The organism is Microvirga sp. RSM25, assembly GCF_044784385.1.
GTDB lineage: Bacteria > Pseudomonadota > Alphaproteobacteria > Rhizobiales > Beijerinckiaceae > Microvirga > Microvirga tunisiensis.
In genome coordinates this window covers 4,551,851-4,576,975 of sequence record NZ_CP173039.1, presented here as the reverse complement: position 1 = coordinate 4,576,975, position 25,125 = coordinate 4,551,851, and the positions used below count along the sequence as shown (strand labels likewise).

Below are 25,125 nucleotides of genomic sequence, written 5' to 3'. Positions count from 1 at the left end.
CGCGCTCTTATGGGCAGCGATGGCGACGGCCGTCATTGCCGAGATAAGTACCCGAAGCCGGATCGTAGGACCGGAAGCGCTGGGCGCAATAGGCGCTGCCGCCATAAGCCGGCGCGGCCTGCGATTGGGCGATGGCGCCGCCGACGATGGCGCCGGTCGCCAGGCCGATGGCACCAGCTGCGGCGGCCGAGCCGTAGTTGTAACCGGAACCGTAATAGCGCCCGCCGCCATAATACCGGCGCCCGTAATACCCGCGATTCACATAGCGATTGCCGCGGTACACGTTACGGCCGCCGCGATAGACATGACGAGAGCCGCGGTACGCGCCGCCGCGCGAGACATGGCGCCCTCCACCCCGGCGCTGCACGTACTCGGCTTGCACAGTGCCGTTCTGGATCGCTGCCACCAGATCGTTCACCGGCGCGGTCTGCGTTTGGGCGGCCGAAGCCGGAGCGGCGAAGCCAAAAGTGCCGAGCATAGCCGTGGCTGCGACAGCCAGGAAGAATTTACGCATGGGATCACTCCTCCAATCTTGGGATGCGAACGCCGGACACCCAAAAGTCGTTCCGTTTTTGAGGAATTTCGGTCTATCTCTCGCGCGAACGTGAGGGTTGACGGTCCTGAGCCGGGTTGACGAGCCTCATGCTGGCCCGCTTGTCCTCCATCCGCCCTTGCCCCGTCGGACAGAGATCGAGAATGGCGCAGCGCCCGCAGGCCGGGCTCTTGAAGAAGCAGCAGCGCTGACCGTGCAGCATCATGACCTCGTGATGGTCGTAGACCTGCTGCGCGTTCCAGTCCTCGGGCAGCAGGCCGGCGAGCGCCGCATGGGACGGGCCGACCGCCGCCGATTGCGGAACGAGGCCGGTGCGCTGCGCGACCCGATGATGGTGGCTGTCGACGGGCAGAGCCGCCTTCCGCAGCATCGAGAACGACAGCACCGCAGCACTCGTCTTCGGGCCGATTCCCGGAATGCTCTCGAGCCACGCCCTCGCCTCCGCGACCGGCATGGCGCTAAGGAAATCGAGCGAGAGGCTGCCATGCCGCTCCTCGATGGCGCGAAGCGCCGCTTGCAGGCGTGGTGCCTTCTGCTCGGGCCATGTCACGCCCTGGATGGTCTCCTCCACCTCCTCCGTCGGCGCGTTCATCATGGCGCGCCAATCGCCGTAGCGCGCTCGCAACGCCTTGAAGGCGCGGCCCGAATCCGCGTTGCGTGTGCGGTGGGACAGCAGCGAGGAGATCAGCTCGCTCAGAGGATCGAGGGAGTGGAAATATGGAATGGGACAGCCATAGACCTCGCAGAGGCGCTGGTGGATGATCAGCGCCTTCGCTTTCAGATCCTGCAGGTCCGGATTCATCCCGATGCAAGTCGCGAGTCGGGAAAGTGGTTCCACACGACCGTCATCACCGGCCCTGTGCCGGTGATCCCGATTCGCAAAGCGCAGCGCTTCACATCATCGGGATGGCCGCAGCAGGTCCTGCCATGACGTCGTGCTTGTTCACATCAAAGAATAAACCGGCTCAGGTCCGTGTTCTTCGCCAGCGTTTCCACCTCGCCACGCACGTAAGCGGCGTCGATGGTCACCGTCTCGCCCGAACGGTCGGGCGCCGTGAACGACACGTCGTCGAGCACCCGCTCGAGCACCGTCTGCAGACGACGCGCGCCGATGTTCTCGACCGAGTTGTTCACGTCGACAGCCACTTGCGCCAGCGCATCGATGGCATCATCCGTGAAGACGAGGCCCACGCCCTCGGTCTGCATCAGCGCAACCGACTGCTTGATGAGGCTTGCCTCCGTCTCGGTCAGGATGCGCTTGAAATCCTCCACCGTCAGCGGTGCGAGCTCGACGCGGATCGGCAGACGGCCTTGCAGTTCGGGCAGCAGATCCGACGGCTTCGACACGTGGAACGCGCCGGAGGCGATGAACAGGATGTGGTCCGTTTTCACCGGGCCGTATTTCGTCGACACGGTGGTGCCTTCGATCAGCGGCAGAAGATCGCGCTGCACGCCCTCGCGGGAGACATCGGCTCCGCCACGGCTTTCCCGGGCGCAGATCTTGTCGATCTCGTCGAGGAACACGATGCCGTTGTTCTCCACCTGGCGCAGCGCCTCCTGCACGATGGCGTCCTGGTCGAGCAGCTTGTCGGCCTCCTCCATCACGAGCGGCTCATAAGCCTCGCGCACGGTGGTGCGGCGAGTTTTCGCGCGTCCTCCGCCGAAGGCCTTGCCGAACATATCGGACAGGTTGATCGCGCCGACCGATGCTCCGGGCATGCCGGGGATATCGAACATGGGCATGCCCTGCCCTCCGCCCGATTGCAGTTCGACCTCGATCTCCTTGTCGTCGAGTTCGTTGGCGCGCAGCTTGCGGCGGAAGGAATCGCGGGTCGCGGCGCTGGACGTGGAGCCGACGAGCGCATCGAGCACGCGCTCTTCCGCCGCCACATGCGCTTTCGCCTGGACCTGACGGCGGCGTTCGTCCTTCACGAGGCCGATGCCGATCTCCACGAGATCCCGCACGATCTGCTCCACGTCGCGGCCGACATAGCCGACCTCCGTGAACTTGGTCGCCTCGATCTTGATGAACGGCGCGCCCGCGAGCTTGGCGAGGCGACGCGAGATCTCGGTCTTGCCGCAGCCGGTCGGGCCGATCATGAGAATGTTCTTCGGCGCCACCTCTTCGCGCAAGCTACCTTCGAGCTGCTGTCTGCGCCAGCGGTTGCGCAGCGCAATGGCGACCGCGCGCTTGGCGTCGTTCTGGCCGACGATGTAGCGGTCGAGTTCGGAGACGATTTCGCGGGGAGAAAACGTGGTCATTCGATGTCCAAGGTCTCAATGACAATATTCGAGTTCGTGTAGACGCAGATCTCGGCGGCGATGCCAAGGGACCGGCGCACGATGGCTTCCGCATCCATCTCGGAATCGGCCAAGGCGCGCGCGGCAGCCAAGGCATAATTGCCGCCGGAACCGATGGCCATGATGCCGTTTTCCGGCTCCAGCACGTCACCGGCGCCGGAGAGCAGCAGGCCCACGTCCTTGTCGGCGACGAGCATCATCGCCTCTAGGCGGCGCAGATACCGGTCGGTGCGCCAGTCCTTGGTGAGCTCGACGCAGGCGCGGGTGAGCTGGCCGGGATATTGCTCGAGCTTGGCCTCGAGGCGCTCGAACAGGGTGAAGGCATCGGCCGTGGAGCCGGCGAAGCCGCCGATCACGCCGCCCTTGGCGAGGCGGCGGACTTTTCGCGCATTGCCCTTCACGACGGTCTGCCCCAGGCTCACCTGACCGTCGCCGCCGATGACGACGCGGCCTCCTTTCCGGACCATGAGGATGGTAGTGGCATGCATGCGGGGGGTGGCGTCTTCGGACACGAGGATAGAACTCCGGCGGGCGGGAATAACTCAGCATCGGCCACAAGGCCATTTCAGGGCTGACTTAATCATTCATCGGCCAAAAGCAACGCGGGTGGCATTTCTCGTCGCGGCTTGCTAGAAGGCCTCGTCTCCTGTTCCGCAAAGGATTTTGATGATGCGCTCCGCGAGCGTTAGCCGTCGCACCGCCGAGACCGATGTCGCCGTGTCGATTGCCCTGGACGGCACCGGCAAGGCCGAAATCTCCACGGGGGTCGGCTTCCTCGACCATATGCTCGAACTGTTTGCCCGACACGGTCTCTTCGACCTGACCGTGAAGGTGACCGGCGACCTGCATGTGGACCATCATCATACGACCGAGGATACCGGGATTGCGCTGGGTCAGGCCATCCTGCAGGCGCTTGGCGATAAAAAGGGCATCTCGCGCTATGCCGACATCCATTGTCCGATGGATGAGACCTTGACGCGCGTCGCGCTCGACATATCGGGCCGCCCCTTCCTGGTGTTCCGGACCACCTTCCCCACGGAGAAGATCGGCGTTTTCGACACCGAGCTGGTGCGTGAGTTCTATCAGGCGTTTGCCATCAATGCGGGGCTGACCCTGCACGTGGAAACGCTCTACGGCGAGAACAGCCACCATATTGCCGAGAGTTGCTTCAAGGGCTTGGCACGGGCCTTGCGTCAGGCCGTGGCACTGGACCCAAGGGAAGAGGGCCGCGTTCCCTCCACCAAGGGTACGCTCTAGTTCTAAACAAGAGAACGCCTTGTCCGGCGAGACACTTGTCGTCACCTCACCGGACGGGGCTTGAGGAAACGTCGCCATGACCACCTATACCCTGCACCTTCCGCGCGATGCGCGGCCGGGCGATCCGACAGCTCTGGACGAATCCGAGCTCGTGAAGGATGCCTTCTCCTGGGGGGCCTTCTTCTTCACCTTCCTCTGGTTCTTCTACCACCGGCTCTGGCTCGCCGGGATCGGCGTGCTGATCGTCGTCTTCGCCTTCGGCGGCCTCATGGCCGTGCTGGACGTGCATCCCCTCGCCGGCTCCATCGCTCAAGCTCTGCTGCAGGCCCTGATCGGGCTCGAGGCCAACAGCCTCCGGCGCTGGACCCTGGCGCGCCGCGGCCTGCCCATGGTCGACGCGGTCACGGCGGAAGACCAGGACGAGGCGGAGGCCAGGGCCTTCGCCCGCTGGCTCGAGGCCAAGCCGTCCGCCCTGCCCCGCAACCCGGCGCCGTCAGCCGTTCTGTCCACCCCCCGGAGGCCCGAGCCGGTGATCGGCCTCTTTCCCGATGCGGAGCGTCCCCGGTGAGCGTCGTCATCATCGATTACGGGTCCGGCAACCTGCACTCCGCCGCCAAGGCCTTCGAGCGGGCGGCGCGCGAGGCGGAGCTCGACCTCTCCATTACCGTTTCGTCCGACCCGAGCCTCGTCGCCAGGGCCGACCGGATCGTGCTGCCGGGCGTCGGCGCCTTCGCCGATTGCCGCCGCGGCCTCGATGCCGTACCCGGCATGGTGGAGGTGCTGCAGCGGCGCGTCCATGAGGACAAGCGTCCGTTCTTCGGCATCTGCGTCGGCATGCAGCTCATGGCGACACGGGGTCTCGAGCACACCACGAGCTACGGCCTCGACTGGATCCACGGCGACGTGAAGCCCATCCGGCCGAGCGATCCTCACCTGAAGATCCCGCATATGGGCTGGAACACTCTGACGCTGGCGAAGCCGCACCCGCTGCTCGACGGCATTCCGACCGGGCCGGACGGGCTGCACGCCTATTTCGTGCATTCCTACGCGCTCTCGCCCGCCAGCCCGGACGACGTGGTCGCAACCGCCGATTACGGCGGCCCGGTCACGGCCATCGTCGGACGGGACAATCTCGTCGGCACCCAGTTTCATCCCGAAAAGAGCCAGGCGCTCGGCCTCAAGCTCATCGCCAATTTCTTGAGGTGGCGCCCGTGATCCTCTACCCCGCAATCGATCTCAAAGAGGGCCGCTGCGTCCGCCTCATTCAAGGCGACATGGACCAGGCGACCGTGTTCAACGACGACCCGGCCGACCAGGCCGCCACCTTCGAGGCTCAGGGCTTCGAGTGGCTGCATGTGGTCGATCTCGACGGAGCCTTCGCCGGCAAGCCGATGAATGCCGCTGCCGTCGAGAACATCCTGACGCGGGTCACGATCCCCGTGCAGCTCGGCGGCGGCATCCGCGACATGAAGACCGTGGAGGGCTGGCTCGGGAAGGGCGTGTCCCGCGTCATCATCGGCACGGCCGCCGTGCGCGATCCCGCCTTCGTGCGGGAAGTTGCCCGGCTCCATCCGGGCAAGATCGCGGTCGGCATCGACGCCAAGGACGGGCTGGTCGCCGTCGAGGGTTGGGCCCAGACATCGACCCTGTCGGCGGAAGAGCTCGGGCGCCGCTTCGAGGATGCGGGCGTCGCCGCCATCATCTACACGGACATCGCCCGGGACGGCATCCTGAAAGGCCTCAACTTCCCGATGACCTTAGGCTTGGCCCGCGCCGTCTCGATCCCGGTCATCGCCTCGGGCGGCCTTGCCTCCATGGCCGATATCGAGCGCCTCACGAGGCCCGATTGCAGCGTCCTCAACGGTGCCATCTCCGGCCGCGCCCTCTATGACGGGCGCATCGACCCGGAAGAGGCGCTGGCGCTGCTCCGCTCCGTGCGCAAGGAACCTGCCTGATGCTCAAAGTGCGTCTCATTCCCTGCCTGGACGTGAAGGACGGGCGCGTCGTGAAGGGCGTGCAGTTCGTCGATCTCGTCGATGCGGGCGATCCGGTCGAAGCGGCAAAGGCCTACGATGCCGCCGGGGCCGACGAGCTCTGCTTCCTCGACATCACGGCAAGCCACGAGGCGAGGGGGATCCTGCTCGACGTGGTGCAGCGCACGGCGGAGGCCTGCTTCATGCCGCTCACCGTCGGCGGCGGCGTTCGCACCGTGGAGGACATCCGCAGGCTTCTGCTCGCCGGGGCCGACAAGGTCTCGATCAACACGGCGGCGGTGAAAAACCCGGATTTCGTGCGCGAGGCCGCGGAAAAATTCGGCAACCAATGCATCGTCGTGGCCATCGACGCCAAGAAGGTGTCGGAGGAGGGCGAGGCTCCGCGCTGGGAGATCTTCACCCATGGCGGGCGAAACGCCACGGGCATCGACGCCATCGCGTTCGCCAGGCAGGTCGCTGAACGGGGGGCAGGGGAGCTTCTGGTCACCTCCATGGACCGGGACGGCACCAAGGGCGGCTACGATCTCGCTCTCGTGCGCGCCATCGCGGATGCCGTCTCCGTGCCCGTCATCGCGTCCGGCGGCGTCGGCAATCTCGATCATCTGGTCGACGGCGTCGAGAAGGGCCATGCCAGCGCCGTGCTCGCCGCCTCGATCTTCCACTTCGGCACACACACGATCGGCGAGGCCAAGGGCTACATGGCGGACAGAGGCTTGAAGATGCGGCTGGACAAGGCGGCCTGAGAACAGAGAATAAGGACCGAGTGTCATCCCCGGCGGCCCGAAAGGCCGGGAAGGGGATCTACGATTAAGCACGGAGGATGGATTCCTTCTCCTCCGCTACGCTCCGGCCGGGAATGACAGTGAAAGCGACATGACCTCCTTCACCCTCGACGACCTCGCCCGCATCGTGGCCGAGCGCGCGGCGGCGCCGGCCACCGAATCCTATACGGCCAAGCTCATCGCCGGCGGACCGGCCAAGGCGGCCAAGAAGCTCGGCGAGGAGGCGGTGGAGGCGGCCATCGCGGCCGTCGAGGGCGACCGGCAGAACCTCACGGCGGAAGCGGCGGACGTGCTGTATCATCTTTTGGTCGTGTTGCAGGGCGCAAACATTCCGCTAAGTGACGTCATGGCCGAACTGGAGCGCCGCACGGCGCAGTCGGGTCTTGCGGAGAAGGCCGCGCGCGAGACCTAACATGGAAAAGAGGTGGTTCGCATGGACCAGCCCAACCTGATGTCCGCCGACGAGGACGACGACGGCCTCTCGCCCTACCGCACATTCCCCCGTGACGAATGGGCTCGCCTCCGCGCCGACGCGCCGATGACGCTGACCGTCGATGAGGTGATGCGGCTGCAATCCCTCAACGATCCGATCTCCATCGACGAGGTGGCGGCGATCTACCTGCCGCTCTCACGCCTTCTGTCCCTCTACGTCGCGGCCACGCAAGGGTTGTTCAAGGCGACCCAGCGCTTCCTTCTCGCGGAGCATCAGGAGAAAGTGCCTTATATCATCGGCGTGGCGGGCTCGGTCGCGGTCGGCAAGTCCACCACGGCCCGCGTGCTCAAAGCACTCCTGGCCCGCTGGCCCAACACCCCGAAAGTCGACCTCGTCACCACCGACGGCTTTCTCCTGCCCAATGCGGAGCTGACGCGGCTCGGATTGATGGAGCGCAAGGGCTTTCCGGAAAGCTACGACACGGGAAAGCTCCTGCATTTCCTCGCCGACATCAAAGCCGGCAAGCGCAACGTGAAGGCGCCGCTCTATTCCCACCTCGTCTATGACGTGGTGCCCGGCGAGGAGACGATGGTCGACCGGCCGGACATTTTGATCGTCGAAGGGCTCAACGTGCTCCAGCCCGCGCGCATGCCCAAGGACGGCACGGCCATTCCCTTCGTGTCGGACTTCTTCGACTTCTCGGTCTATATCGACGCTGACGAGGACGACCTGCACCGCTGGTACGTGAACCGGTTCCTGCGCCTGCGCCACACGGCCTTCCGCGATCCGCTGTCCTATTTCCGGCGCTATGCGGAGCTGCGCGAGGACGAGGCCATCAACATCGCCGACGGCCTGTGGAACCGCATCAACCTGGTGAACCTGCAGGAAAACATCGTTCCGACCCGCCAGCGTGCGAGCCTGATCCTGAAGAAGGGCCCGAGCCACCGGATCGAGACGGTGGCGCTGAGAAGACTCTAGAGCAGCGGATTGGATCCCAAAAGTGGGCCCCACTTTTGGGATCCAATCCGCTGCTCCCCTATAAGTGGCGCATCGTTCGGGGGCGAACCGGAGGTTCGTACGATGCGTTAGTCCTGGAGCGTCGTGCCCACCCGGCGGATCGTCGAGAAACGGCTCTTGGCATAAACCGACGTGTAAGGCACCTGGACGTATTCCAAGGTCTTCCGGACAGCCCAACCCGGGAGGGTATCTCTGTATCTGGCGAAGTTCGGATTGGGTCCCGTTCCGAAAAGCACCTCGTTGAGGTTCAGCCCTACCCCTACATAGAAAGAGCGCTCGATAGGATAGCCGAGTTCGCGCTCTTTCTCCTCGAACCCGCGCGCATCGAAGCCGACATGCAGTTCGGCATAGCGCAGCGGCGTATCTTTGAGCGTTTCAAATCCGCTGGCCTTCAGCGCCATGATGTAGCGCTGGCGCTCGTACGGGGGAGGATGCCGTTCTCTCCTGTGATGCCCGGACGTTCATAGCTTGCGGGCGTGTACATGAAGCGCCAGTCCAGCTTCTCCCGCAGCCCGGGAATGGTATTCCGGAACACGGAGAAGAGCGCACCGACGCCGTTCGCCACGATGTCCTCGCGCGAGAAGCGGTGCCGACCCGTGAACCCGTCCATCGTTTCGGCAAGGCCCATAATGCTGAATGCGACGAGTGCGGCTGTTATCGGGGCGCCCGTGGGATTCGACGCATTAGCCCGAATCCTGTCTGTCAGGAGGTCGGCAATGACATAGGTCGAGAAGGAGTGGCCGATCTTGTCCATTCCGCCGTGGCGAGTGTTCTTGGAAAACCAACCCTCTTCGATGGTCTGAAACCCGGAAGTGTTGCCCCAATCCCAGTCCTTGAAGCCGACGATGGCAAATCCTGCTCCAACGAGGGCCAGCTCCCACCGGATCGCATGCAGATGATCGCCCAGCTGGCTGAATGAGTAGAATGTCGGAGGGACCGGGGCTGCTCGGAGACTCGCTTGCGTGGTCGGCATAGCCGTGGCGGACGCGACCACAGGCGTTCTCGCATGGTGCCCCTTCGCTCGGGCCACAGAGCGAGACTCCGATGGTCCGCTCGGTTGCGCCAGGGATGTCTCAGGGCGCAGAACCGCGCCCAGGATGGCAAGGCAAGCGACGAAGGCGACCACCCGCATTGGTCGATCCTCTTCTGCGCCCCCCTGCCGACACCTTCCTATAGCAAATGACGGAGCTCAACCCCTTCAGTGGAAGCGTTCTGCCGCAGCGGGCAGAATACGGCGATCGAGGTAAACGGAGTGACGCCAACCATTCCGCAACCTTGGGCGTTGTGCCTTCGATAAGGAGGATGCATGGCGACGCAGCCGGTCGACGAAAAACTCAAGCAAAGCGCCGAGCACGCGAAGGAAGCGGCAACCCAGAGCCAGGAGGCCGCCGAGCAGACGCAAGAGGCGGCCGAACACACGCAGGCCGCCGCCAAGACGACCGCAACCGCCAGCGTGCAGATGAAGGACAGCGCCGACCGGCGCACGGAACTGGCCGCCAACCGCACGGTCTTCGCCGCCGAGCGCACCTATGCGGCCTGGGTGCGCACCGGTCTCGCGTCGCTCGCCTCGGGCATCGGCGCGCAGAAGCTGCTCGCGGGCGTGGTGCCGGGCTGGATGATCCTTTCCACCGGCTCGGTGCTGATCCTGTTCAGCGCCTTCTGCTTCGCCTCCGCCGTCTGGCGTCAGATCTTTACGGGATCGCAACCGCCGCATCCGGACGTGCAGCGCATTCCGCCGTTCCTCCTGGTGATGTTCAACGGCTTCCTGGCGCTCGTCTCGCTCGCGGCTTTGTTCGGACTGTGGTTCGGGCAGACGGGAAGGGGTTAGACCCTTTTGCCACAAGCTCTCACCTCATCCTGAGGAGCAGACGTGGTCTGCGTCTCGAAGGAGGATCCAGAGAGCACTGGAAGCTCCTTCGAGACGGATTGCTCACGCAATCCGCCTCAGGATGAGGACAGAGCGAGACTTGATGGATTCAAGAGGTGGAGGGCCGGCACAGGGCCGGCCATGACGGGGAGGGCGATCCTTACGAGAGCAGCCCTTCCTGCTGCGCCAGCTCCTTGAGGTTCGCCTGCGGGCGGGCGCCGAGATGGCTGATGATCTCGGCGGCGGCCAGGCCACCGAGGCGAGCGCAGTCGGTGAGGTCCAGGTTGTTAACGAGGCCGGCGAGGAAGCCCGAGGCGAAGAGGTCGCCGGCGCCCGTGGTGTCGACCACGCGCTCCACGGGGAAGGCCGGCACGGCCTTGGTCTCGCCGCGGCTGACGATCAACGCGCCCTCGGCCGAGCGGGTGATCGCGCCGAGCACGTTTTCCTCGCGCAACGCAGCCAATGCGGTGTCGGCGTCGGACGTGCCGTAGAGGCTCTGCAATTCGTGGATATTGGCGAACAGGATGTCGAGGCTGCCGTCGCGCATCAGCCCCAGGAACTCGTCGCGATAGCGGTCGACGCAGAAGGCATCGGAGAGGGTCAGGGCCACCTTGTTGCCGGCCTCGTGGGCGATCTTCACGGCCTTGCGGAATGCCTCCTTGGCGGCCGGCGGATCCCAGAGATAGCCTTCGAGATAGACGATGCTCGAGGCGCGCACCGTGTCCGGGTTCACGTCGTCGGGGGTCAGGTTCTGGCAGGCGCCGAGATAGGTGTTCATGGTGCGCTCGCCGTCCGGCGTCACCAGGATGAAGCTGCGGGCGGTGGCGGGACCATCCTCGGCGAGCGTCACGTCGTAATGCACGTCGATCGCCTTGAGATCATGGGCGAAGAGCTTGCCGGTCTCGTCGTTCTTCACCTTGCCGATGAAGCCCGCCTTGACCCCGAAGGAGGCGACGCCCGCCGCCGTATTGGCGCCCGAGCCGCCCGACACGATGATCGCCGGGCCCATGTCGCCGTAAAGCTCCTCGGCACGGGCCTCGTCGATGAGCTGCATGGCGCCCTTGTGGACCTTCTTCTGGATGAGGAAGGCCTCGTCCGTATGGGCGAGCACGTCAACGATGGCGTTGCCGAGGGTGAGAACGTCGATGCGGGTCTGGGACATAAGCCACCACGGTTGGGGAAAGACGGGGCGCTTTCGCATCCACGGTAAGGGAGGTCAAGCTCTTACCGGGGTGAGACAGGTGCCTGGGCGTCGCCTGGAATGGCACAAGCAGCCTTGCGCTCCCGCTCCTGAGCCTGATCGAGGACGGCGATCATCTGGTTGAGTTCCTCGGACGTGAGTCCGCGGATCTCCCGCGCCAGACGGTTGGCGAAAAGGGTCGCCACGGGATCGGTGTTGGACGTATCGATTTTCACTTTCGGATCGGAAAAGTCCGCAAGGCGAGCGAGCTCGTCGGCCTCGTCCCAGATGATGTGAAAATACTGCAGAACCCCCTGGATCAGAGCCCAGGTGGGTTTGCCGCGCTCGCCGCGCTCGAGCGCCGAGAGGTAGGCGCTCGACACGCCCAGGTGAGCGGCCATGTCCTTCAACATCCGCCCGCGCTCGCCGCGCAGCTGCCGTACCCGTTCACCGAAGGGAGTCATCTGTTTATCCCGCACCCCGCCGCCGGCGGAGCCTGACATAGAGTGCACCGGATCCGCCATGCTGGGGAGAGGCTTCCTCGAAGCCGATCACCAGGGAGCGGAGATCGGGCAGGCGCAGCCAGTGCGGCACCATGCGCCTGAGAACCCCGCGTTCCTCGAACATGCCGCTGCCGGCGGCCGCGCCGCCCTTACCGGTGATGATCAGAACGAGCCCGTGGCCGGAGCTTTGCGCCCGATGAAGGAAATGCAGGAGAGCGAAATGGGCCTCCTCCTGGCGCATCCCGTGCAGGTCGATGACGCTGTCCACGTCCTTGCGGCCGCGCCGGAGGGCCTGGAGCGTCTTGCGCTCGACGGGAGCGAGCGGGGGCACGGCCGGTTTCGTCTGGGGTGGAAGCGGGGGCAGAACGGGGGCGAGTGCAGCGATCTGCGGGGCAGGGGCCGTGGCGGGCTTGTCCTCGGGTTCCGGCTCGGGCGGCAGGGGCTTGCCCTTCATGGGTTTCACGTGCCTGGCCACATGGGACCAGAGCCGCTTCTCCTCTGAGCTGAGCTGGCGGGTGCGGCTTTTTTTGGTCATGAACGGGGTTTGGGCTGCAGAACCACGAAGCGCACGGCATGGCGCAGGAGGCCGGCCCGGCGCCCCGGCTCCTCGCCGCTGCCGAAGAAGAAATCACCCCGCGCCGGGCCGACGATGGCCGAGCCCGTATCCTGCGCGATCATCAGCCGCCGCAGGGGCTCGGTCTTGTCGAGAGTGAGCGGCAAATGCCCGTCGAGCCAGACAGGCAGGCCATAGGCCCAAAGGGAGCGATCCACCGCGAGGCTCCGGCCGGGCACGAGCGGGGTGCCCGCACCGCCGATCGGCCCGTCCTCGGGGGCGAGCTCGCTCGCTTCGCGGAAGAAGATGTAGGATTGGTTCTGCCGCATCAGGGCCCTGGCCGGTTCCGGATGATCCTTCAGCCAGCCCATGAGCTTGGCCAGCGTCATGGTCTCCAGATCCATCTCGCCCCGCTGCACCAGGAGGCGTCCGATGGAGGTGTAGGGCCGACCGTTGCGGCCGGCATAGGCCACCCGCATCACCGACCCGTCATCGAGGCGGATGCGGGCCGAGCCCTGGACATGGATGATGAAGGCTTCGCCCGGCTCGCGCAGATACACGATGGGCTTGGCGAGCCTCCCTAAGGCTCCGTTCTCGATGGCGGCGCGGTCGGGATAGGGCTCGTAGCCGTTCTTGGCGCGCCGGGCGGCTTGGAGACCCTTCTCAAGGCCGGGCAGGGCTTCTCCTTGCGCAAGGGTGACGAGATCCGCGGGCCGGTCGAGCAGGGGGACGCGATAAGTGGCATCGGGCGTGCGCGAGCCCTGGAATTCGGGTTCGTAATAGCCGGTGAGAAAGCCGTTGCCGGAATGGGGAATGACGGCAACGGGCTGAAAATGCGTCTCGAAGAAGTGCCGGGCTTCACTCCTGCCGAGTCGAGGCGTCTTCAAGGCTTCGCGGCAAGCGGCCAGGAGGTCTCCTCGAGGCGCCTGGGCCGGGCGCAGCTCGGCGGTGCTGGCATCGAGAGCGCGGCAGGAGCGCAGAAAGGCCTGGAAGGCAGCGGCGTGATCGTCCGTCTCCCAACCGGCAAGGTCCTGGAAGGGCAGGGGCTCGAGGCGCGCCTGATCCTTCAGCCCCGATGCCGCTTCGGCTGACATGCTCAGCGTCCAAGAGATGAGACAAGCGAGGAGGGCCTGCCCGGCATGCCTCATTGCCCCGCTTCGGTCGCCACGAGCTGCCAATTGGGATCGCGGCTGCCGAGCGCGCGGGCGAAGGTCCACACGTCGGTGACGTCGGCCACGGTCTCGGGGCTGCCATCGACCACGCTGCCGGAGGCATCGCGGGTCGCGGTGATCAGCTTCGAATGGAAGCGCACCACGATCTGGGCCGTCTTGTTCTGGAGCTCGGCTCCGGCCATCTCGGACTTGTCGATGGAAACGAAGGTGGTTTCCACCGTCTCCCCCGGCGCTCGCGCTCGGTGATCGCCCTCTCGAAGCCCTCATAGACCTCCTTGGCGAGGAGATCCTTGAGGGTCTTGCGGTCACCCTGCGCGAAGGCGGTGACGATCATCTCATAGGCGGATTTGGCGCCTTCCAGGAACTCGGCGGGGTTGAAGTTCGGCTCGGCACGGGCAATGCCGTCGAGGGCCTGGGCCATGGGCGATCCGGGCTCGGCGATGCCCTTCCAACGCTCGGCCGACGGGACCTCGGCGGCGGGACGGGTGCCATTGGCGCCAGGCAGGCGCACCACATTGTGATCCGGCTCGGCCGGCGCATTGCCCGGACGAAGAGGCGCATCGCGGCGCGACATCGGGTCGAAAGGCGGCTGCTCGCTGCCGGTCTTCTGCCCCAGAACGGAGCGCAAACGCCAGATCACGAAAACGGCGAGTCCAATAAATATGAGGGTCGTGATGTCGAAGGAATCCTGCATCGTCGATCCGTTGTGAGCCTGCCCGCGCCCGGGTTTCGCCGGGCGTTGTATCAAGGAGGCGAAGGTGTCATCCTTCGCATATGGGGTCTTGAGGTCGTAACATCCACCTTTGCCCCCGACAAGCGAATGAGTCGGCTCAAATCTTGCTTCGTGTAGGAGAAGCTGATAGCGCGAAGATCCATGGCCCGAAGCGAGCCGGCGCTTTGCCTGACGACGTGTTTCGTCCGGGCCCGACAAGACACCCTTAAGGGAGCATGAACCCATGGCCGAGAACCCGGCAACCAACGGAGCGCCCGCGCTCAACGCCCTTGCGCAGTACTGCAAGGATTTCTCCTTCGAGAACCCCAACGCCCCCCGCTCCCTGCAGCAGCAATCGGAAGGCCCGCAGATCAACCTGCAGGTCAATGTGAATGCCAAGCAGCTCGCCGAGGCCGATTTCGAGGTCGACCTCACCCTCGAGGGCGATGCCAAGATCGGCGGCAAGGACGTGCTGTTCGCCTTCGAGCTGACCTATTCGGGCGTGTTCCGCATCCAGAACATCCCGCAGGACCAGCTGCACCCGGTGGTGATGATCGAGTGCCCGCGCCTGCTCTTCCCCTTCGCCCGCCAGATGGTGGCCGATGCCGTGCGCAACGGCGGCTTCCCGCCCCTCTACATCGACCCGATCGATTTCGTGGCCCTCTACCGCCAGCGCGCCGCCGAAGTGCAGGGTCAGCCGAACGGCGGCCAGACGCTATCGTAAACAGTCGGCCGAATTCGCGGTTTTCCAATCGGGCGAGGCGGGGATCGTTTCGTCCGATTTTTTATGCGCGCAGACCTCTTCAGAGACTGGCCGGCCATTCACCCTCCACGTCATCACCGGCCCTGTGCCGATGATCCCGATTTGTGAGAGGCGGCGCTTTTCAGAATCGAGATGGCCGGGACAAGCCCGGCCATGACGGGAGAGAGGTTCAAGACGGCTGCGCTCCTCAGGATGAGGCTGCTGCGGGATGATGGTCTTTAAGATGCCTCGGGCGTCGTCTCGCCGAGATATTCGCGCCAGAGGGTGTTGGGTCCCAGCGACTGGATGAAGGCCTCGTGCGCCGCGCGCTCGGCTTCGGTCAACCGCGAGATCAGGGTGCGCGGACGGGCGTCTTGTGCCGCGATCTGGCCCTGCGCTGCCGCGCGGCCCCGTGCGGCGGGCCGCAGCGACAGGTCGAAGCCAACCTGCCGGCCGCCGATCAGCTCGATATAGACCTCGGCGAGGATTTCGGCGTCGAGGAGCGCCCCGTGCTTGGTGCGCCTGGAATTGTCGATCCCGTAGCGCGTGCAGAGCGCATCGAGGTTGTTCGCCGCACCCGGATGCTTGCGCCGGGCCATCGAGAGCGTGTCGACCGCGTCCGGAAGGTTGAACCGCGTGTGCCCGGTGCGGGCGAATTCCGCATTGAGGAAGCCGATGTCGAAGGCGGCGTTGTGGATGACGAGCCGCGCATCGCGGACGAACTCGGCGAACTCGTCCGCGATGGCTGCGAAGACGGGCTTGTCGTTGAGAAACTCGTTGGAGAGCCCGTGCACCGCGAAGGCGCCGGGCGAGACCGGACATTCCGGGTTGATGTAGACGTGATAGCTCTTGCCCGTGGGGATGTGATTGAGAAGCTCGACGCAGCCGATTTCGATCACCCGGTCGCCCTTGGCGTGGTCGGTGCCGGTGGTTTCGGTATCCAGAACGATTTCACGCAACATCACGAAAACTCTTCATTAAAATGGCGGCGTCGGCCCGGCCGGCCGGCGAGACAGGCGAGAATCGATTTGACCTGCGCCTCGGCGGAAGAAAAGCCGCGGCTTGTATCGACCAGGAAATGAGCCCGGGTGCGCTTGTCCTCGTCCCTCATCTGCCTGGCCAGGATGGCATGAAATTTCGCCTCCGTCATGCCCGGACGGGCAAGCACCCGGTCGCGCTGCACAGCTCCAGGCGCGGTGACGACGAGAACCGCATCGCAGCGCGTCTCGCCGCCGGTCTCGAACAGGAGCGGGATGTCCAGCACGGCCACCGGCGCAAGGGCCGCGAGTCTCTTGAGAAAGCTTTCCTCCTCCTCCCGCACGAGCGGATGCACGATTGCCTCGAGCTGCTGCATGCGCTCCGGGCTGTCGAGAACGGCAGCGCCCAGGCGTGCCCGGTCGACGGCTCCCTCCGTGACGGTGCCTGGAAAGGCTTTTTCGATCAGCGGCGCGGCGCGGCCGCGGTAGAGCCTGTGCACGGTGGCGTCGGCATCGTGGACCGGAACGCCGAGCCGGCGGAAGAGATCGGCGGTGGCCGATTTTCCCATGCCGATGGAGCCGGTGAGGCCGAGCACGAAGGTCATCTTTGGGCCTCGATGTCGGCGAGGATCAACGCCCGCAATTCGGGCGTCACCTCCGGCGTCACGCCGAACCAGCGCCGGAAGCCCGGCACCGCCTGATGCAGCAGCATGCCGAGCCCGTCGACGGTTCTCAGGTTATGCGCGGCCGCGGCGGCGAGAAGCGGGGTCTCGAGCGGAACATAGACGATGTCCGCGACGGCGGCGTTGCGCGGCGCTTTGCCCAGATCGAGGGTAAGCGGCGGCTGGCCGGCCATGCCGAGCGACGTGGTGTTGACGATGAGCTGGGCATGGGGGATCACCCGCCCGAGGGCCTCCCACGCCGAGGTCTCCAGACCGACAGGGCTGCCCCGCCTGAGATCGCGGACCAGGTCCTCGGCCTTCGACAGGGTGCGGTTCGCCACGAAGATGCGCTTGCAAGGCCGGTTCTGGAGACCTGCCACCACGGCGCGGGCGGCTCCGCCGGCCCCGAGCACGAGAACCGTTTCCACATCCTGTTCCCAGCCCGTCCCCAGGCTCGCATCGAGATGGGCCATGAAGCCGGTGACATCGGTGTTGTCGCCCCAGAGCACGCCGTCCTCGATCCAGAGGGTGTTCACGGCTCCCACGCGCTCCGCCTGCTCTGTGCGACGATCGACGCCCAGGAAGGCCATCTCCTTATGCGGGATGGTGACGTTGCCGCCGGCGAAGCCCCGGGTGGGGAAGCTCTTCAGGAAATCCCCGAAATTCACAGGAGCGACTTCGATGCGCTCGTAACTTCCATCGAGCCCGTATTGCTTCAGCCAATACCCGTGGATCAGGGGCGAGCGGGAATGCTTGATCGGATGGCCGACGACGAAGGCCTTCGCCATGAAGAGACAGTCCTTAAAGAGCCAAGCAGCCGAGGCGGCGCAGGGCGGCGAGAAGCGGAAGGAGAGGGAGCCCCAGAATGGTCGAATGATCCCCCTCGACCGTCTCGAAGAGATGAACCCCGAACCCTTCGAGCTGGTAAACGCCGACGCTTTTCAGCACATCGGGCCCGGCAAGGTCGAGATAGAGGTCGACCGCTTCCTCGGTCAAAGGCCGCATGGTGAGATGGGCGCTTCCTAAAAAGCGTTCGACCACCTGCCCGCCGATGGCGAGGGCACCGGCCGAATGCAGGGCGTGGCGCCGTCCGGACAGCCGCATCAGCTGCGCCCGTGCCGCCGCACCGTCGACAGGCTTGTGAAACACCTCGCCTTCGCATTCGAGCACCTGATCGGCGCCGAGAACGACCCGTTCCGGATGGCGACGGCTGACGGCGAGTGCCTTCTCCGCCGCCAAGCGTCCGGCAAGCGTCGGCGGGTCGAGCCCCTCATGGGCGGCCGCCTCTTCGACGGCCCGCTCGTCGATGCTCGAATTCTGCGTCTCGACGGGAAGACCCGCGCTCACCAGCAGCGTGAGCCGGGTCGCGCTCAGCGAGGCGAGAAGCAGCTTTTCGGAATGGGTCCAGAGCGCCGGCATGAACTTATTCCGCGATGAAGCGCAGACGATGGTCGCGATAGAGGTCGATGATCGCCGCCGCCGTCTCCTCGATGGAACGGCGGGTCACGTCGATCACCGGCCAGCCGTTGCGGGCGAAAAGCCGTCTGGAGGCTGCGAGTTCCTCCGCCACCGCGTCGCGATCCACGTAAGAGGTGTCGTCATCGGCATTGAGACTGAGGAGACGGTTCTGCCGGATCTGCACGATGCGCTCCGGCGTCGCGACCAGGCCGACGATCAGTGCTTTCCGGGCCGTCCCCAGGACCGTCGGCGGCGGCACGCCGGGAACGAGAGGAATATTCGCCGTTTTCAGGCCGCGATTGGCGAGATAGATGGCAGTCGGCGTCTTCGACGTGCGGCTCACGCCCACCAGGATCACATCCGCCTCGTCGAGATCGTGCGGCAGGTGCCCGTCGTCATGGAGAAGCGTGAAGTTCATCGCATCGATGCGCTTGAAATATTCCGCGTTCAGCATGTGCTGCGCGCCGGGCCGCGCCGTCGAATGGGTGCCGAGATAGGAGGAGAGCAGGGCGTGCACCGGTTCGAGCACGGAGAGATGCGGCGAGCTCGTGTTGCGGCAGACCTCCTCGAGCCGCTGTGCCAGATCCTGCTCCACCAGGGTATAGAGCACGATGCCCGGTGCGTTTTCGATCTCGCTGAGCACGCGCTCGAGCTGGGTGTTGGAGCGCACGAGCGGATAGACATGCTCGATGGCGGCGACGCCCTCATATTGTGCGACCACCGCGCGGGCGACGGTGATGAGCGTTTCGCCCGTCGAATCCGAGACGAGATGGAGATGAAAATAGCTGCGTCCCACGATCGGTCTCTCTGCGGACAAGGAGTCGATCAATGTGGATAGATCGCTTGCTTCAAGAGGTCCAGCGCAAGGGCCTGTGGGATTCGTCTCAATCCATCAACAAGGCTGCCTGTTGTGCGACTCTTAAAATGTCGAATTGGGAGAATCCGGCACGAATCACCCAAAAGTTTTCGATTTAGGTTTGGTTAAGGTTCGTTAACGGGCTGTTAAGGTTTAACAATTCGGAAAGGATTGTGGCGGGCCCGCCCCATCCGTTAATGAACCGTTAACGACCGACCCGGTGTGGACCGTCTGTGGACGGGGTTGCGGCTTCGTGATTCACGGCCCAAGAGAAACATCAGATTCTAAGATTCAAAGATTCTATTTTATTAGAGAGGGCCTGTGAGCGAGCGTCCCACCAAAGCGATTTTGCGCGTGCTGAACGGCGAACCGGTCTGGCCATTGCCGATCTGGATCATGCGCCAGGCCGGCCGTTATCTGCCGGAATACCGCGAGACCCGGAAGCAGGCCGGCTCCTTCCTCGATCTCTGCTACAATCCGAAGCTTGCCGAGGAGGTGACGCTCCAGCCGATCCGCCGCTTCGGCTTCGATGCCTCGATCCTGTTCTCCGACATCCTGGTCATCCCCCATGCGCTCGGCCAGGACGTGCGCTTCGTCGAGAACGAGGGGCCCAAGCTCGATCCGGTCACCTCGCAGACGGATCTTGCTCGGCTGGCCGACGAGCTGCCGCTGGAGCGGTTGAATCCCGTCTTCGAGACCCTGGACCGCCTGAGCCGATCTCTGCCGAAGGAGACGACGCTTCTCGGCTTCTGCGGCGCGCCCTGGACCGTGGCGAGCTACATGATCGCCGGCAAGGGCACGCCCGACCAGGCGCCGGCCCGGCTCACCGCCTATCGCGACCCGGTTTTCATGGATGCGCTGATCGACAGGCTGGTGCGGGCCTCCACGGCCTATCTCATCCGCCAGATCGACGCGGGTGCCGAAGCGGTGCAGATCTTCGAGAGCTTCGGGTCGGCCCTGCCGCCTGCGCTCTTCGAGCGGTTGTCGCTGAACCCGATCCGCAGGATGGTCGAAGGCCTCAAAAGCGCGCGGCCGCAGGCGAAGGTCATCGTCTTCGTGCGCGGCGGCGGTGCGCATCTCCATCGCTTCGCGGCTGCCGGCATCGGCGACGGGCTTGCCCTCGATTGGACGCTCGATCCCGTGAACGTGCTGCCGGGTCTTCCCACTCATGTGGCGACCCAGGGCAATCTGGATCCGCTGGCGCTGATCGCCGGAGGCGAGGCGCTGACCAGGGGCACGGAACATATCCTGAAGGCGGTGCGCGGCCGCCCGCACATCTTCAATCTCGGGCACGGCATTCTGCCGGAGACACCGGTCGAACACGTCGAGCAGCTGATCGCTCGCGTGCGGGGGGCATGACATGTTGTATCTTTGGATCAAGGCGTTCCACGTGGTCGCCATCATCGCGTGGATGGCCGGCATGCTCTATCTGCCGCGTCTCTTCGTCTATCATAGCGAGGTGCCGAAGGGCTCGATCCAGTCCGAGACGTTCAAGATCATGGAGCGTCGCCTGCTCAAGGCGATCATCAACCCGGCCATGGGACTTACCTGGATCCTCGGCCTGATCCTGGTCTGGCAGGGCGGCTGGTACACCTCCGGCTGGCTGCACGCGAAGGTGCTCCTGGTGCTCATCCTGTCCGGCGTGCACGGGTTCCTGTCGAAGACCGTGAAGGATTTCGCCGCCGACAAGAACACGCGCCCGGCGAAGTTCTACCGGATGATCAACGAGGTCCCGACGATCCTCATGATCGGCATCGTGATCCTGGTGATCGTGAAGCCGTTCTGATCTCGGCCTCTCTGATCTCAGCCTCATGGGCCGCTTCGATGAAGAACGATCCCGTCGTACAAGCTGCCCGCAATAATGCTCTCTGGTGCGATGCCGTCTGCCGCGTGAATGGCGGACCGGGTGAGTTTCAGGCGAGCCTCTGGTTCAACCGGCACGGCACCCCCGGTTTTATCCGGATGCGGTGACGCTTACCGATGCTGCGGCAGAAGCCGACCTCGTCGAGGTGGTGGCTGCCCTGGTCGCGTCGGATCACCGGCGCGGCTGGGCCATCAAGGACAGCTTCAACGGGGTGGAGCTGTCCTGTCTGGGCTTCGAGGTATTGTTCGATGCGCAATGGCTTTTCCTCGAATCCCCTGCCGGGAACATCGGTCCGGATGATCTTGCGATCGTCGCGAGCGAGACGGAGCTGACGGCCTGGGAGCGGGCGTGGGCCGGTCCCGAGACGGGACCGGATGCGCGACCGTTCAGGCCGGAGCTTCTGAGCGATCCCGATATCGTCTTTGCCTCGCTCCTATGGGACGGCGTGATCGTGGGCGGGGGCATCCTGAATCGGGGAGCCGGGGTTGTCGGTCTCTCCAACGTCTTCGGCCCGGCCGACGCTGTCGATCAGGTCTGGCAGGGATTGACGGCGCTTGCTTCGAACCGGTTTCCCGGGCTGCCTCTCGTTGGCTACGAGACGGGATCGGATCTCACGGTGGCGTGCCGGAACGGTTTCGAGGCCGTGGGAGATCTCAGAATCTGGCACCGCCAGGACAGGCCCTGAAAACCTCTTCGTATTTTTGAACGCGAGGTCTTGAGCCTTGGCCCGAATAGGGCTAAATAAGAATTCTCTTCCTCAAAGACAGGTGCGCTGCAGGGGCCCTCAGGGCTCTCTCAAGTCACCCTCGTGAACTGAGCGGCCCTGTCGACGTTTCCCTTAATCTCCTCCGCGTACAGCCCACCTGCCCGCGATTTTACCCCGAGAGTGTTCCCCGATGAGGGAAATCAAGCTTCAAGACCTGAAATCGAAATCCGCCACTGAACTCATCACCTTCGCCGAAGAGCTCGAGGTCGAGAATGCGAGCACCATGCGCAAGCAGGAGCTCATGTTCGCCATCCTCAAGCAGCTGGCGGCGCGCGAGGTGGAAATCATCGGCGCCGGCGTCGTCGAGGTGCTGCAGGACGGCTTCGGCTTCCTGCGCTCGGCCGATTCGAACTATCTGCCCGGTCCCGACGACATTTATGTCTCGCCCTCGCAGATCCGGAAGTTCGGCCTGCGCACCGGCGACACGGTGGACGGCCCGATCCGCGGCCCCAAGGAAGGCGAGCGCTATTTTGCGCTGCTCAAGGTCAACACGATCAATTTCGAGGATCCGGAGAAGATCCGGCACAAGGTCCATTTCGACAACCTGACGCCGCTCTTCCCGCACGAGCGCTTCAATCTCGAGATCGCCGATCCGACGCGAAAAGATTTCTCGCCGCGCATCATCGACATCGTCTCGCCCATCGGCAAAGGCCAGCGCGCGCTCATCGTTGCGCCGCCGCGCACCGGTAAGACCGTGCTGATGCAGAACGTGGCGCAGTCGATCACCACCAATCATCCCGAGTGCTACCTCATCGTGCTGCTCATCGACGAGCGGCCCGAGGAAGTGACCGACATGCAGCGCTCCGTGAAGGGCGAGGTCGTGGCCTCCACCTTCGACGAGCCGGCGACGCGTCACGTACAGGTCGCCGAGATGGTGATCGAGAAGGCCAAGCGCCTCGTGGAGCACGGCCGCGACGTGGTGATCCTGCTCGACTCGATCACGCGTCTGGGACGTGCCTACAACACGGTGGTGCCGTCCTCCGGCAAGGTGCTCACCGGCGGTGTCGACGCCAACGCCCTGCAGCGCCCGAAGCGCTTCTTCGGTGCGGCGCGCAACATCGAGGAGGGCGGTTCGCTCACCATCATCGCGACCGCGCTCATCGACACGGGCTCGCGCATGGACGAGGTGATCTTCGAAGAGTTCAAGGGCACCGGCAACTCGGAAATCATTCTGGACCGCAAGGTCGCCGACAAGCGCACCTTCCCGGCCATCGACATCACCCGCTCCGGTACCCGCAAGGAAGAGCTGCTGGTGCCGAGCGACACGCTCAAGAAGATGTACGTGCTGCGCCGCATCCTCAACCCGATGGGCACGGTCGACGCCATCGAGTTCCTGCTCGACAAGCTGCGCCAGACCAAGTCGAACGGCGACTTCTTCGATTCGATGAATACCTGATCCGGAAATTCCGTATCCGACAATGGGCCCCATCCTCCGACCTGGAGGGTGGGGTTTTTTCGTTTGGTGCGTTTCCGGCGCAGTCCGGACCCTCCTTCGAGACAGTCGCTTTGCGGCTCCTGACGATGAAGTCGGAGATTGGCTTCCCTCGTCATCACCGGGCTTGTCCCGGTGATCCCGATTGGGAAAGCGCGTGACAGGGACGGTGTCGTTCCCGGAAGGACGCGCTGACCTCGCCTGACGTCAGAACACGCCCATCAGCCACAGCACGATCAAGGTCAGGGCGGCGGAGACCAGGAGCGAGCCTGCACAGCCCAATCGGTTGGAGAAGAAAAAGAACATCGCCGCTCCTGTGCCCGGTGAAATTCAGGCACCCTCAAACCTTCGCCGTTCCGCTCGACGAAGGCTGGCTGAAGACGCCGCTCGCCAGCACAACGCCGAGCGTCGCCAATGTTATCCCGAGCAATGCTGCGCGATCCGGGATCTCGTTGAGGACGGGAACGGCGATCAAAGCCGCCATCACGATCGACAGGGGCGAGACGGCGGCCGCGCGCGAAGCGCCGAGACGGTCGACCGCGATCCCGTAGAGAACGACGCCTGCGACGCCTGAGAAAAATCCCTGCACGACAGCCTGCAGGATCACAGGTCCGGCCAATCCGTCGCCGAGCGCACGAGCCAGTGACGGAGCACCGAAGGGCAGAAGGATAAGGAAGGACCACAATCCGATCAGAGCGGCGGCCTGAAGGGCGGACAATCCGCTGCGACGATAGGCGTGGGTATAGATCCCCCACAGGAAGGCTCCGCTGAGAAGCAGCACATGTCCGCGCCAGGTGCCGTTGCCGGCGAACAGCAGGCCATAGCCGCCGATGCAGGCGACGCCGATCAGGATCAGGGCGAAGCCCGCGATCCTGAATCGCCCGAGGCGCTCGCCGAAGACGAGCCAGCCGATCAGCGCCACGAAGAGCGGCATGGTTCCCGGCAACAACGGACCGATTTCGGCCGCCGGGGCGAACTGCATGCCGAGCGCGACGATGAGGAAGAACGGAGCGCCGGACCCGAGAAGCCCGAGGCCTTTCCGGAAACCGAGCCCTTTCGGGAACAGGCCGGTCCTCCAGCTGATCGGGAGCAGCAGGAGGGCAGGGACTCCGAACCGCAACAGGCCGATTGCGGCGGGGGGCAGATCATGCGTCACCGCATGGCGTGTCGCGACGGCCCAGACGGCCCAGATCGTCACGGTGGCGAAGGCGGCAGGCCATCCGATCACGCTAGGGCGCGTCTGAGCCTGAGACGGGGGATAAGCAAGATCGGACATGACAAGCCTCCATGAGCAACCCTGAGCATAGGCTTTCAGGCCAGGGCACGTCCTTGCGAAGTTCGGCTTGAAGGTTGCGCATTCTTGGCAGAAAATTGCGTGAAAGCGGGGTTCGCGCAGCCATGCCCTTTATCGATCTCGACGCCATCGACCTGCGGATCCTGAATGCGCTTCAGTCTGACGGGCGCTTGACCAACCAGGAACTGGCTGATCAGGTTGGCCTCTCGCCCTCTCCGTGCCTGCGGCGGGTCAGGCGCCTGGAGCGCGACGGCTTTATCCGCACCTACCGGGCTGTCCTCGAGCGGGAGTCGGTGGGCTTGAGCCTCACGGTCTTCGTCGAGATCAAGGTCGAAAAACATTCCCGCGACAACGCGCAGGCGCTCCAGCAGGCGCTCGCCGCCATGCCGGAGGTGGTGGCCTGCCACATGGTGTCCGGTACGGCCGATTTCATTACCGAGATCGTGGTGGCCAATCTCAAAGCCTATGAGAACTTCCTGACGGAAAAGCTCCTGGTCCTGCCGATGATCGGCGACATTCGCTCCAACTTCGCCCTTACCCGGGTGAAATCCGACGCGGTTCTGCCTCTGACGCATCTCAACCGCGAGGCGGAAAAACGCGAGCCGGATTGCTGAGTAAGCGCTCCGCTGTCATCCCCGGCGGTCCGCAGGACCGGGAAGGGGATCCAGCCGCACGCTCAGCGCTATGGATCCCTTCCCCTTCGCTGCGCTCCGGCCGGGAATGACACCCTCCTCGTCATGGCCGGGCTTG

The 25,125-nt window shown here is 64.7% G+C and carries 31 protein-coding genes and 1 pseudogene; 15 read left to right on the top strand and 17 right to left on the bottom strand.

Annotated features, from left to right (window positions below; translation table 11 throughout):
* Positions 1 to 7: 7 nt before the first annotated feature.
* The 4 genes from ACD578_RS21760 to hslV all read right to left on the bottom strand — a co-directional run bounded on the left by ACD578_RS21760 (position 8) and on the right by hslV (position 3,342).
* Entirely contained in the window at positions 8 to 514 is a 507-nt protein-coding gene (locus ACD578_RS21760; RefSeq protein WP_404288424.1) for a BA14K family protein, read from the bottom strand.
* Between the two features lie 73 nt (positions 515 to 587).
* Positions 588 to 1,355, bottom strand: coding sequence for an endonuclease III domain-containing protein (gene nth, locus ACD578_RS21755; protein WP_404288422.1), 768 nt, complete (start codon positions 1,353 to 1,355; stop codon positions 588 to 590).
* 146 nt (positions 1,356 to 1,501) lie between these two features.
* Entirely contained in the window at positions 1,502 to 2,815 is a 1,314-nt protein-coding gene (gene hslU / locus ACD578_RS21750; RefSeq protein ID WP_152710927.1) for an ATP-dependent protease ATPase subunit HslU, read from the bottom strand.
* A complete protein-coding gene (hslV, locus tag ACD578_RS21745; protein ID WP_152710951.1) occupies positions 2,812 to 3,342 on the bottom strand; it encodes an ATP-dependent protease subunit HslV in 531 nt (176 codons plus the stop codon). Before hslV ends, hslU begins: the two co-directional genes overlap by 4 nt.
* A gap of 181 nt (positions 3,343 to 3,523) precedes the next feature.
* Between hslV and hisB the strand changes: the two genes are divergently transcribed.
* The 7 genes from hisB (at position 3,524) to coaA (ending at position 8,298) form a co-directional block, all read left to right on the top strand.
* Positions 3,524 to 4,111, top strand: a complete 588-nt coding sequence (gene hisB / locus ACD578_RS21740; RefSeq protein ID WP_404293987.1) for an imidazoleglycerol-phosphate dehydratase HisB — start codon at positions 3,524 to 3,526, stop codon at positions 4,109 to 4,111.
* Between the two features lie 76 nt (positions 4,112 to 4,187).
* Positions 4,188 to 4,679 (top strand): DUF2628 domain-containing protein, encoded by a 492-nt coding sequence (locus ACD578_RS21735; RefSeq protein WP_152710925.1) that lies wholly within the window; start codon positions 4,188 to 4,190, stop codon positions 4,677 to 4,679.
* Positions 4,676 to 5,326: an imidazole glycerol phosphate synthase subunit HisH gene (gene hisH / locus ACD578_RS21730; protein WP_404288419.1), complete on the top strand. Its 651-nt coding sequence runs from the start codon at positions 4,676 to 4,678 to the stop codon at positions 5,324 to 5,326. Before ACD578_RS21735 ends, hisH begins: the two co-directional genes overlap by 4 nt.
* Entirely contained in the window at positions 5,314 to 6,066 is a 753-nt protein-coding gene (gene hisA / locus ACD578_RS21725; protein WP_404288417.1) for a 1-(5-phosphoribosyl)-5-[(5-phosphoribosylamino)methylideneamino]imidazole-4-carboxamide isomerase, read from the top strand. The genes hisH and hisA overlap by 13 nt, the downstream gene beginning before the upstream one ends.
* Entirely contained in the window at positions 6,066 to 6,848 is a 783-nt protein-coding gene (gene hisF, locus ACD578_RS21720) for an imidazole glycerol phosphate synthase subunit HisF (protein ID WP_404288415.1), read from the top strand. The genes hisA and hisF overlap by 1 nt, the downstream gene beginning before the upstream one ends.
* A gap of 130 nt (positions 6,849 to 6,978) precedes the next feature.
* Complete coding sequence (locus ACD578_RS21715) at positions 6,979 to 7,299, top strand: phosphoribosyl-ATP diphosphatase (protein WP_404288413.1); 321 nt, start codon at positions 6,979 to 6,981, stop codon at positions 7,297 to 7,299.
* A gap of 21 nt (positions 7,300 to 7,320) precedes the next feature.
* Positions 7,321 to 8,298 carry a type I pantothenate kinase gene (gene coaA, locus ACD578_RS21710; protein WP_152710920.1) on the top strand — a complete coding sequence of 326 codons (978 nt, stop codon included), beginning with the start codon at positions 7,321 to 7,323 and terminating at the stop codon, positions 8,296 to 8,298.
* A 107-nt stretch (positions 8,299 to 8,405) separates the two neighbouring features.
* On the opposite strand, the gene ACD578_RS21705 is transcribed toward coaA, so the two are convergent.
* Both ACD578_RS21705 and ACD578_RS21700 read right to left on the bottom strand, forming a co-directional pair.
* A complete protein-coding gene (locus tag ACD578_RS21705) occupies positions 8,406 to 8,738 on the bottom strand; it encodes a hypothetical protein (protein WP_404288411.1) in 333 nt (110 codons plus the stop codon).
* On the bottom strand, positions 8,729 to 9,469 hold the full coding sequence (locus ACD578_RS21700) for a DUF2279 domain-containing protein (protein ID WP_404288409.1): 741 nt from the start codon (positions 9,467 to 9,469) through the stop codon (positions 8,729 to 8,731). Before ACD578_RS21700 ends, ACD578_RS21705 begins: the two co-directional genes overlap by 10 nt.
* Positions 9,470 to 9,643: 174 nt before the next feature.
* Between ACD578_RS21700 and ACD578_RS21695 the strand changes: the two genes are divergently transcribed.
* Positions 9,644 to 10,165, top strand: coding sequence for a YidH family protein (locus ACD578_RS21695; RefSeq protein ID WP_404288407.1), 522 nt, complete (start codon positions 9,644 to 9,646; stop codon positions 10,163 to 10,165).
* Between the two features lie 199 nt (positions 10,166 to 10,364).
* On the opposite strand, the gene ACD578_RS21690 is transcribed toward ACD578_RS21695, so the two are convergent.
* From ACD578_RS21690 to ACD578_RS21670, 5 genes and pseudogenes are all read right to left on the bottom strand, one after another.
* Positions 10,365 to 11,366 carry an adenosine kinase gene (locus ACD578_RS21690; protein WP_152710916.1) on the bottom strand — a complete coding sequence of 334 codons (1,002 nt, stop codon included), beginning with the start codon at positions 11,364 to 11,366 and terminating at the stop codon, positions 10,365 to 10,367.
* Between the two features lie 62 nt (positions 11,367 to 11,428).
* Positions 11,429 to 11,848, bottom strand: coding sequence for a helix-turn-helix domain-containing protein (locus tag ACD578_RS21685; RefSeq protein WP_404288405.1), 420 nt, complete (start codon positions 11,846 to 11,848; stop codon positions 11,429 to 11,431).
* Positions 11,849 to 11,852: 4 nt separating this feature from the next.
* Positions 11,853 to 12,422 carry a Smr/MutS family protein gene (locus tag ACD578_RS21680; RefSeq protein ID WP_404288404.1) on the bottom strand — a complete coding sequence of 190 codons (570 nt, stop codon included), beginning with the start codon at positions 12,420 to 12,422 and terminating at the stop codon, positions 11,853 to 11,855.
* Positions 12,419 to 13,534 carry a murein transglycosylase A gene (locus tag ACD578_RS21675; protein ID WP_404288402.1) on the bottom strand — a complete coding sequence of 372 codons (1,116 nt, stop codon included), beginning with the start codon at positions 13,532 to 13,534 and terminating at the stop codon, positions 12,419 to 12,421. The genes ACD578_RS21680 and ACD578_RS21675 overlap by 4 nt, the downstream gene beginning before the upstream one ends.
* 50 nt (positions 13,535 to 13,584) lie before the next feature.
* Positions 13,585 to 14,306 (bottom strand): annotated as a pseudogene (locus tag ACD578_RS21670) (Tim44/TimA family putative adaptor protein).
* Positions 14,307 to 14,568: 262 nt separating this feature from the next.
* On the opposite strand from ACD578_RS21670, the gene secB reads away from it, so the two are divergent.
* On the top strand, positions 14,569 to 15,048 hold the full coding sequence (gene secB / locus ACD578_RS21665) for a protein-export chaperone SecB (RefSeq protein ID WP_404288400.1): 480 nt from the start codon (positions 14,569 to 14,571) through the stop codon (positions 15,046 to 15,048).
* 257 nt (positions 15,049 to 15,305) lie between these two features.
* On the opposite strand, the gene dnaQ is transcribed toward secB, so the two are convergent.
* The 5 genes from dnaQ to ACD578_RS21640 are packed head-to-tail and all read right to left on the bottom strand — an operon-like array spanning position 15,306 to position 18,959.
* Positions 15,306 to 16,028, bottom strand: coding sequence for a DNA polymerase III subunit epsilon (dnaQ, locus tag ACD578_RS21660; protein ID WP_404288398.1), 723 nt, complete (start codon positions 16,026 to 16,028; stop codon positions 15,306 to 15,308).
* Positions 16,028 to 16,648, bottom strand: a complete 621-nt coding sequence (gene coaE / locus ACD578_RS21655; protein ID WP_404288396.1) for a dephospho-CoA kinase — start codon at positions 16,646 to 16,648, stop codon at positions 16,028 to 16,030. Before coaE ends, dnaQ begins: the two co-directional genes overlap by 1 nt.
* Complete coding sequence (locus ACD578_RS21650; RefSeq protein WP_404288394.1) at positions 16,645 to 17,493, bottom strand: shikimate dehydrogenase; 849 nt, start codon at positions 17,491 to 17,493, stop codon at positions 16,645 to 16,647. The genes coaE and ACD578_RS21650 overlap by 4 nt, the downstream gene beginning before the upstream one ends.
* A 13-nt stretch (positions 17,494 to 17,506) precedes the next feature.
* The gene (locus ACD578_RS21645; RefSeq protein WP_404288391.1) at positions 17,507 to 18,124 is read right to left on the bottom strand and encodes a Maf family protein; all 618 of its coding nucleotides are present in this window, start codon (positions 18,122 to 18,124) and stop codon (positions 17,507 to 17,509) included.
* Between the two features lie 4 nt (positions 18,125 to 18,128).
* On the bottom strand, positions 18,129 to 18,959 hold the full coding sequence (locus ACD578_RS21640) for a pyruvate, water dikinase regulatory protein (protein ID WP_404288389.1): 831 nt from the start codon (positions 18,957 to 18,959) through the stop codon (positions 18,129 to 18,131).
* A 381-nt stretch (positions 18,960 to 19,340) separates the two neighbouring features.
* On the opposite strand from ACD578_RS21640, the gene hemE reads away from it, so the two are divergent.
* The 5 genes from hemE (at position 19,341) to rho (ending at position 23,045) form a co-directional block, all read left to right on the top strand.
* Positions 19,341 to 20,378 carry a uroporphyrinogen decarboxylase gene (gene hemE / locus ACD578_RS21635; RefSeq protein WP_404288387.1) on the top strand — a complete coding sequence of 346 codons (1,038 nt, stop codon included), beginning with the start codon at positions 19,341 to 19,343 and terminating at the stop codon, positions 20,376 to 20,378.
* A 1-nt stretch (position 20,379) separates the two neighbouring features.
* Complete coding sequence (gene hemJ / locus ACD578_RS21630) at positions 20,380 to 20,805, top strand: protoporphyrinogen oxidase HemJ (protein WP_404288385.1); 426 nt, start codon at positions 20,380 to 20,382, stop codon at positions 20,803 to 20,805.
* Between the two features lie 38 nt (positions 20,806 to 20,843).
* Positions 20,844 to 20,990: a hypothetical protein gene (locus ACD578_RS21625; protein WP_404288382.1), complete on the top strand. Its 147-nt coding sequence runs from the start codon at positions 20,844 to 20,846 to the stop codon at positions 20,988 to 20,990.
* Positions 20,987 to 21,568, top strand: coding sequence for a hypothetical protein (locus ACD578_RS21620; RefSeq protein ID WP_404288380.1), 582 nt, complete (start codon positions 20,987 to 20,989; stop codon positions 21,566 to 21,568). Before ACD578_RS21625 ends, ACD578_RS21620 begins: the two co-directional genes overlap by 4 nt.
* Positions 21,569 to 21,779: 211 nt before the next feature.
* The gene (rho, locus tag ACD578_RS21615; protein WP_152710897.1) at positions 21,780 to 23,045 is read left to right on the top strand and encodes a transcription termination factor Rho; all 1,266 of its coding nucleotides are present in this window, start codon (positions 21,780 to 21,782) and stop codon (positions 23,043 to 23,045) included.
* 376 nt (positions 23,046 to 23,421) lie between these two features.
* Here the strand turns inward: rho and ACD578_RS21610 are convergent, their stop codons facing one another.
* The gene (locus ACD578_RS21610; protein ID WP_404288378.1) at positions 23,422 to 24,357 is read right to left on the bottom strand and encodes a DMT family transporter; all 936 of its coding nucleotides are present in this window, start codon (positions 24,355 to 24,357) and stop codon (positions 23,422 to 23,424) included.
* A 122-nt stretch (positions 24,358 to 24,479) separates the two neighbouring features.
* Between ACD578_RS21610 and ACD578_RS21605 the strand changes: the two genes are divergently transcribed.
* A complete protein-coding gene (locus ACD578_RS21605; RefSeq protein ID WP_404288376.1) occupies positions 24,480 to 24,989 on the top strand; it encodes an Lrp/AsnC family transcriptional regulator in 510 nt (169 codons plus the stop codon).
* Positions 24,990 to 25,125: the final 136 nt, after the last annotated feature.

What these genes read in the sequence shown, in the direction of transcription:
- hslU (WP_152710927.1), bottom strand. Translation starts at nt 2,815, where the DNA reads ATGACCACGTTTTCTCCCCGCGAAATCGTCTCCGAACTCGACCGCTAC.
- ACD578_RS21610 (WP_404288378.1), bottom strand. Translation starts at nt 24,357, where the DNA reads ATGTCCGATCTTGCTTATCCCCCGTCTCAGGCTCAGACGCGCCCTAGC.
- ACD578_RS21625 (WP_404288382.1), top strand. Translation starts at nt 20,844, where the DNA reads ATGAAGAACGATCCCGTCGTACAAGCTGCCCGCAATAATGCTCTCTGG.
- hisF (WP_404288415.1), top strand. Translation starts at nt 6,066, where the DNA reads ATGCTCAAAGTGCGTCTCATTCCCTGCCTGGACGTGAAGGACGGGCGC.
- ACD578_RS21675 (WP_404288402.1), bottom strand. Translation starts at nt 13,534, where the DNA reads ATGTCAGCCGAAGCGGCATCGGGGCTGAAGGATCAGGCGCGCCTCGAG.
- ACD578_RS21705 (WP_404288411.1), bottom strand. Translation starts at nt 8,738, where the DNA reads ATGGCGCTGAAGGCCAGCGGATTTGAAACGCTCAAAGATACGCCGCTG.
- ACD578_RS21715 (WP_404288413.1), top strand. Translation starts at nt 6,979, where the DNA reads ATGACCTCCTTCACCCTCGACGACCTCGCCCGCATCGTGGCCGAGCGC.
- ACD578_RS21690 (WP_152710916.1), bottom strand. Translation starts at nt 11,366, where the DNA reads ATGTCCCAGACCCGCATCGACGTTCTCACCCTCGGCAACGCCATCGTT.
- nth (WP_404288422.1), bottom strand. Translation starts at nt 1,355, where the DNA reads ATGAATCCGGACCTGCAGGATCTGAAAGCGAAGGCGCTGATCATCCAC.
- coaA (WP_152710920.1), top strand. Translation starts at nt 7,321, where the DNA reads ATGGACCAGCCCAACCTGATGTCCGCCGACGAGGACGACGACGGCCTC.
- ACD578_RS21680 (WP_404288404.1), bottom strand. Translation starts at nt 12,422, where the DNA reads ATGACCAAAAAAAGCCGCACCCGCCAGCTCAGCTCAGAGGAGAAGCGG.
- dnaQ (WP_404288398.1), bottom strand. Translation starts at nt 16,028, where the DNA reads ATGTTGCGTGAAATCGTTCTGGATACCGAAACCACCGGCACCGACCAC.
- hemJ (WP_404288385.1), top strand. Translation starts at nt 20,380, where the DNA reads ATGTTGTATCTTTGGATCAAGGCGTTCCACGTGGTCGCCATCATCGCG.
- hslV (WP_152710951.1), bottom strand. Translation starts at nt 3,342, where the DNA reads ATGCATGCCACTACCATCCTCATGGTCCGGAAAGGAGGCCGCGTCGTC.
- ACD578_RS21645 (WP_404288391.1), bottom strand. Translation starts at nt 18,124, where the DNA reads ATGCCGGCGCTCTGGACCCATTCCGAAAAGCTGCTTCTCGCCTCGCTG.
- ACD578_RS21605 (WP_404288376.1), top strand. Translation starts at nt 24,480, where the DNA reads ATGCCCTTTATCGATCTCGACGCCATCGACCTGCGGATCCTGAATGCG.
- ACD578_RS21760 (WP_404288424.1), bottom strand. Translation starts at nt 514, where the DNA reads ATGCGTAAATTCTTCCTGGCTGTCGCAGCCACGGCTATGCTCGGCACT.
- ACD578_RS21650 (WP_404288394.1), bottom strand. Translation starts at nt 17,493, where the DNA reads ATGGCGAAGGCCTTCGTCGTCGGCCATCCGATCAAGCATTCCCGCTCG.
- secB (WP_404288400.1), top strand. Translation starts at nt 14,569, where the DNA reads ATGGCCGAGAACCCGGCAACCAACGGAGCGCCCGCGCTCAACGCCCTT.
- coaE (WP_404288396.1), bottom strand. Translation starts at nt 16,648, where the DNA reads ATGACCTTCGTGCTCGGCCTCACCGGCTCCATCGGCATGGGAAAATCG.
- ACD578_RS21700 (WP_404288409.1), bottom strand. Translation starts at nt 9,469, where the DNA reads ATGCGGGTGGTCGCCTTCGTCGCTTGCCTTGCCATCCTGGGCGCGGTT.
- hisB (WP_404293987.1), top strand. Translation starts at nt 3,524, where the DNA reads ATGCGCTCCGCGAGCGTTAGCCGTCGCACCGCCGAGACCGATGTCGCC.
- ACD578_RS21695 (WP_404288407.1), top strand. Translation starts at nt 9,644, where the DNA reads ATGGCGACGCAGCCGGTCGACGAAAAACTCAAGCAAAGCGCCGAGCAC.
- ACD578_RS21685 (WP_404288405.1), bottom strand. Translation starts at nt 11,848, where the DNA reads ATGACTCCCTTCGGTGAACGGGTACGGCAGCTGCGCGGCGAGCGCGGG.
- rho (WP_152710897.1), top strand. Translation starts at nt 21,780, where the DNA reads ATGAGGGAAATCAAGCTTCAAGACCTGAAATCGAAATCCGCCACTGAA.
- ACD578_RS21735 (WP_152710925.1), top strand. Translation starts at nt 4,188, where the DNA reads ATGACCACCTATACCCTGCACCTTCCGCGCGATGCGCGGCCGGGCGAT.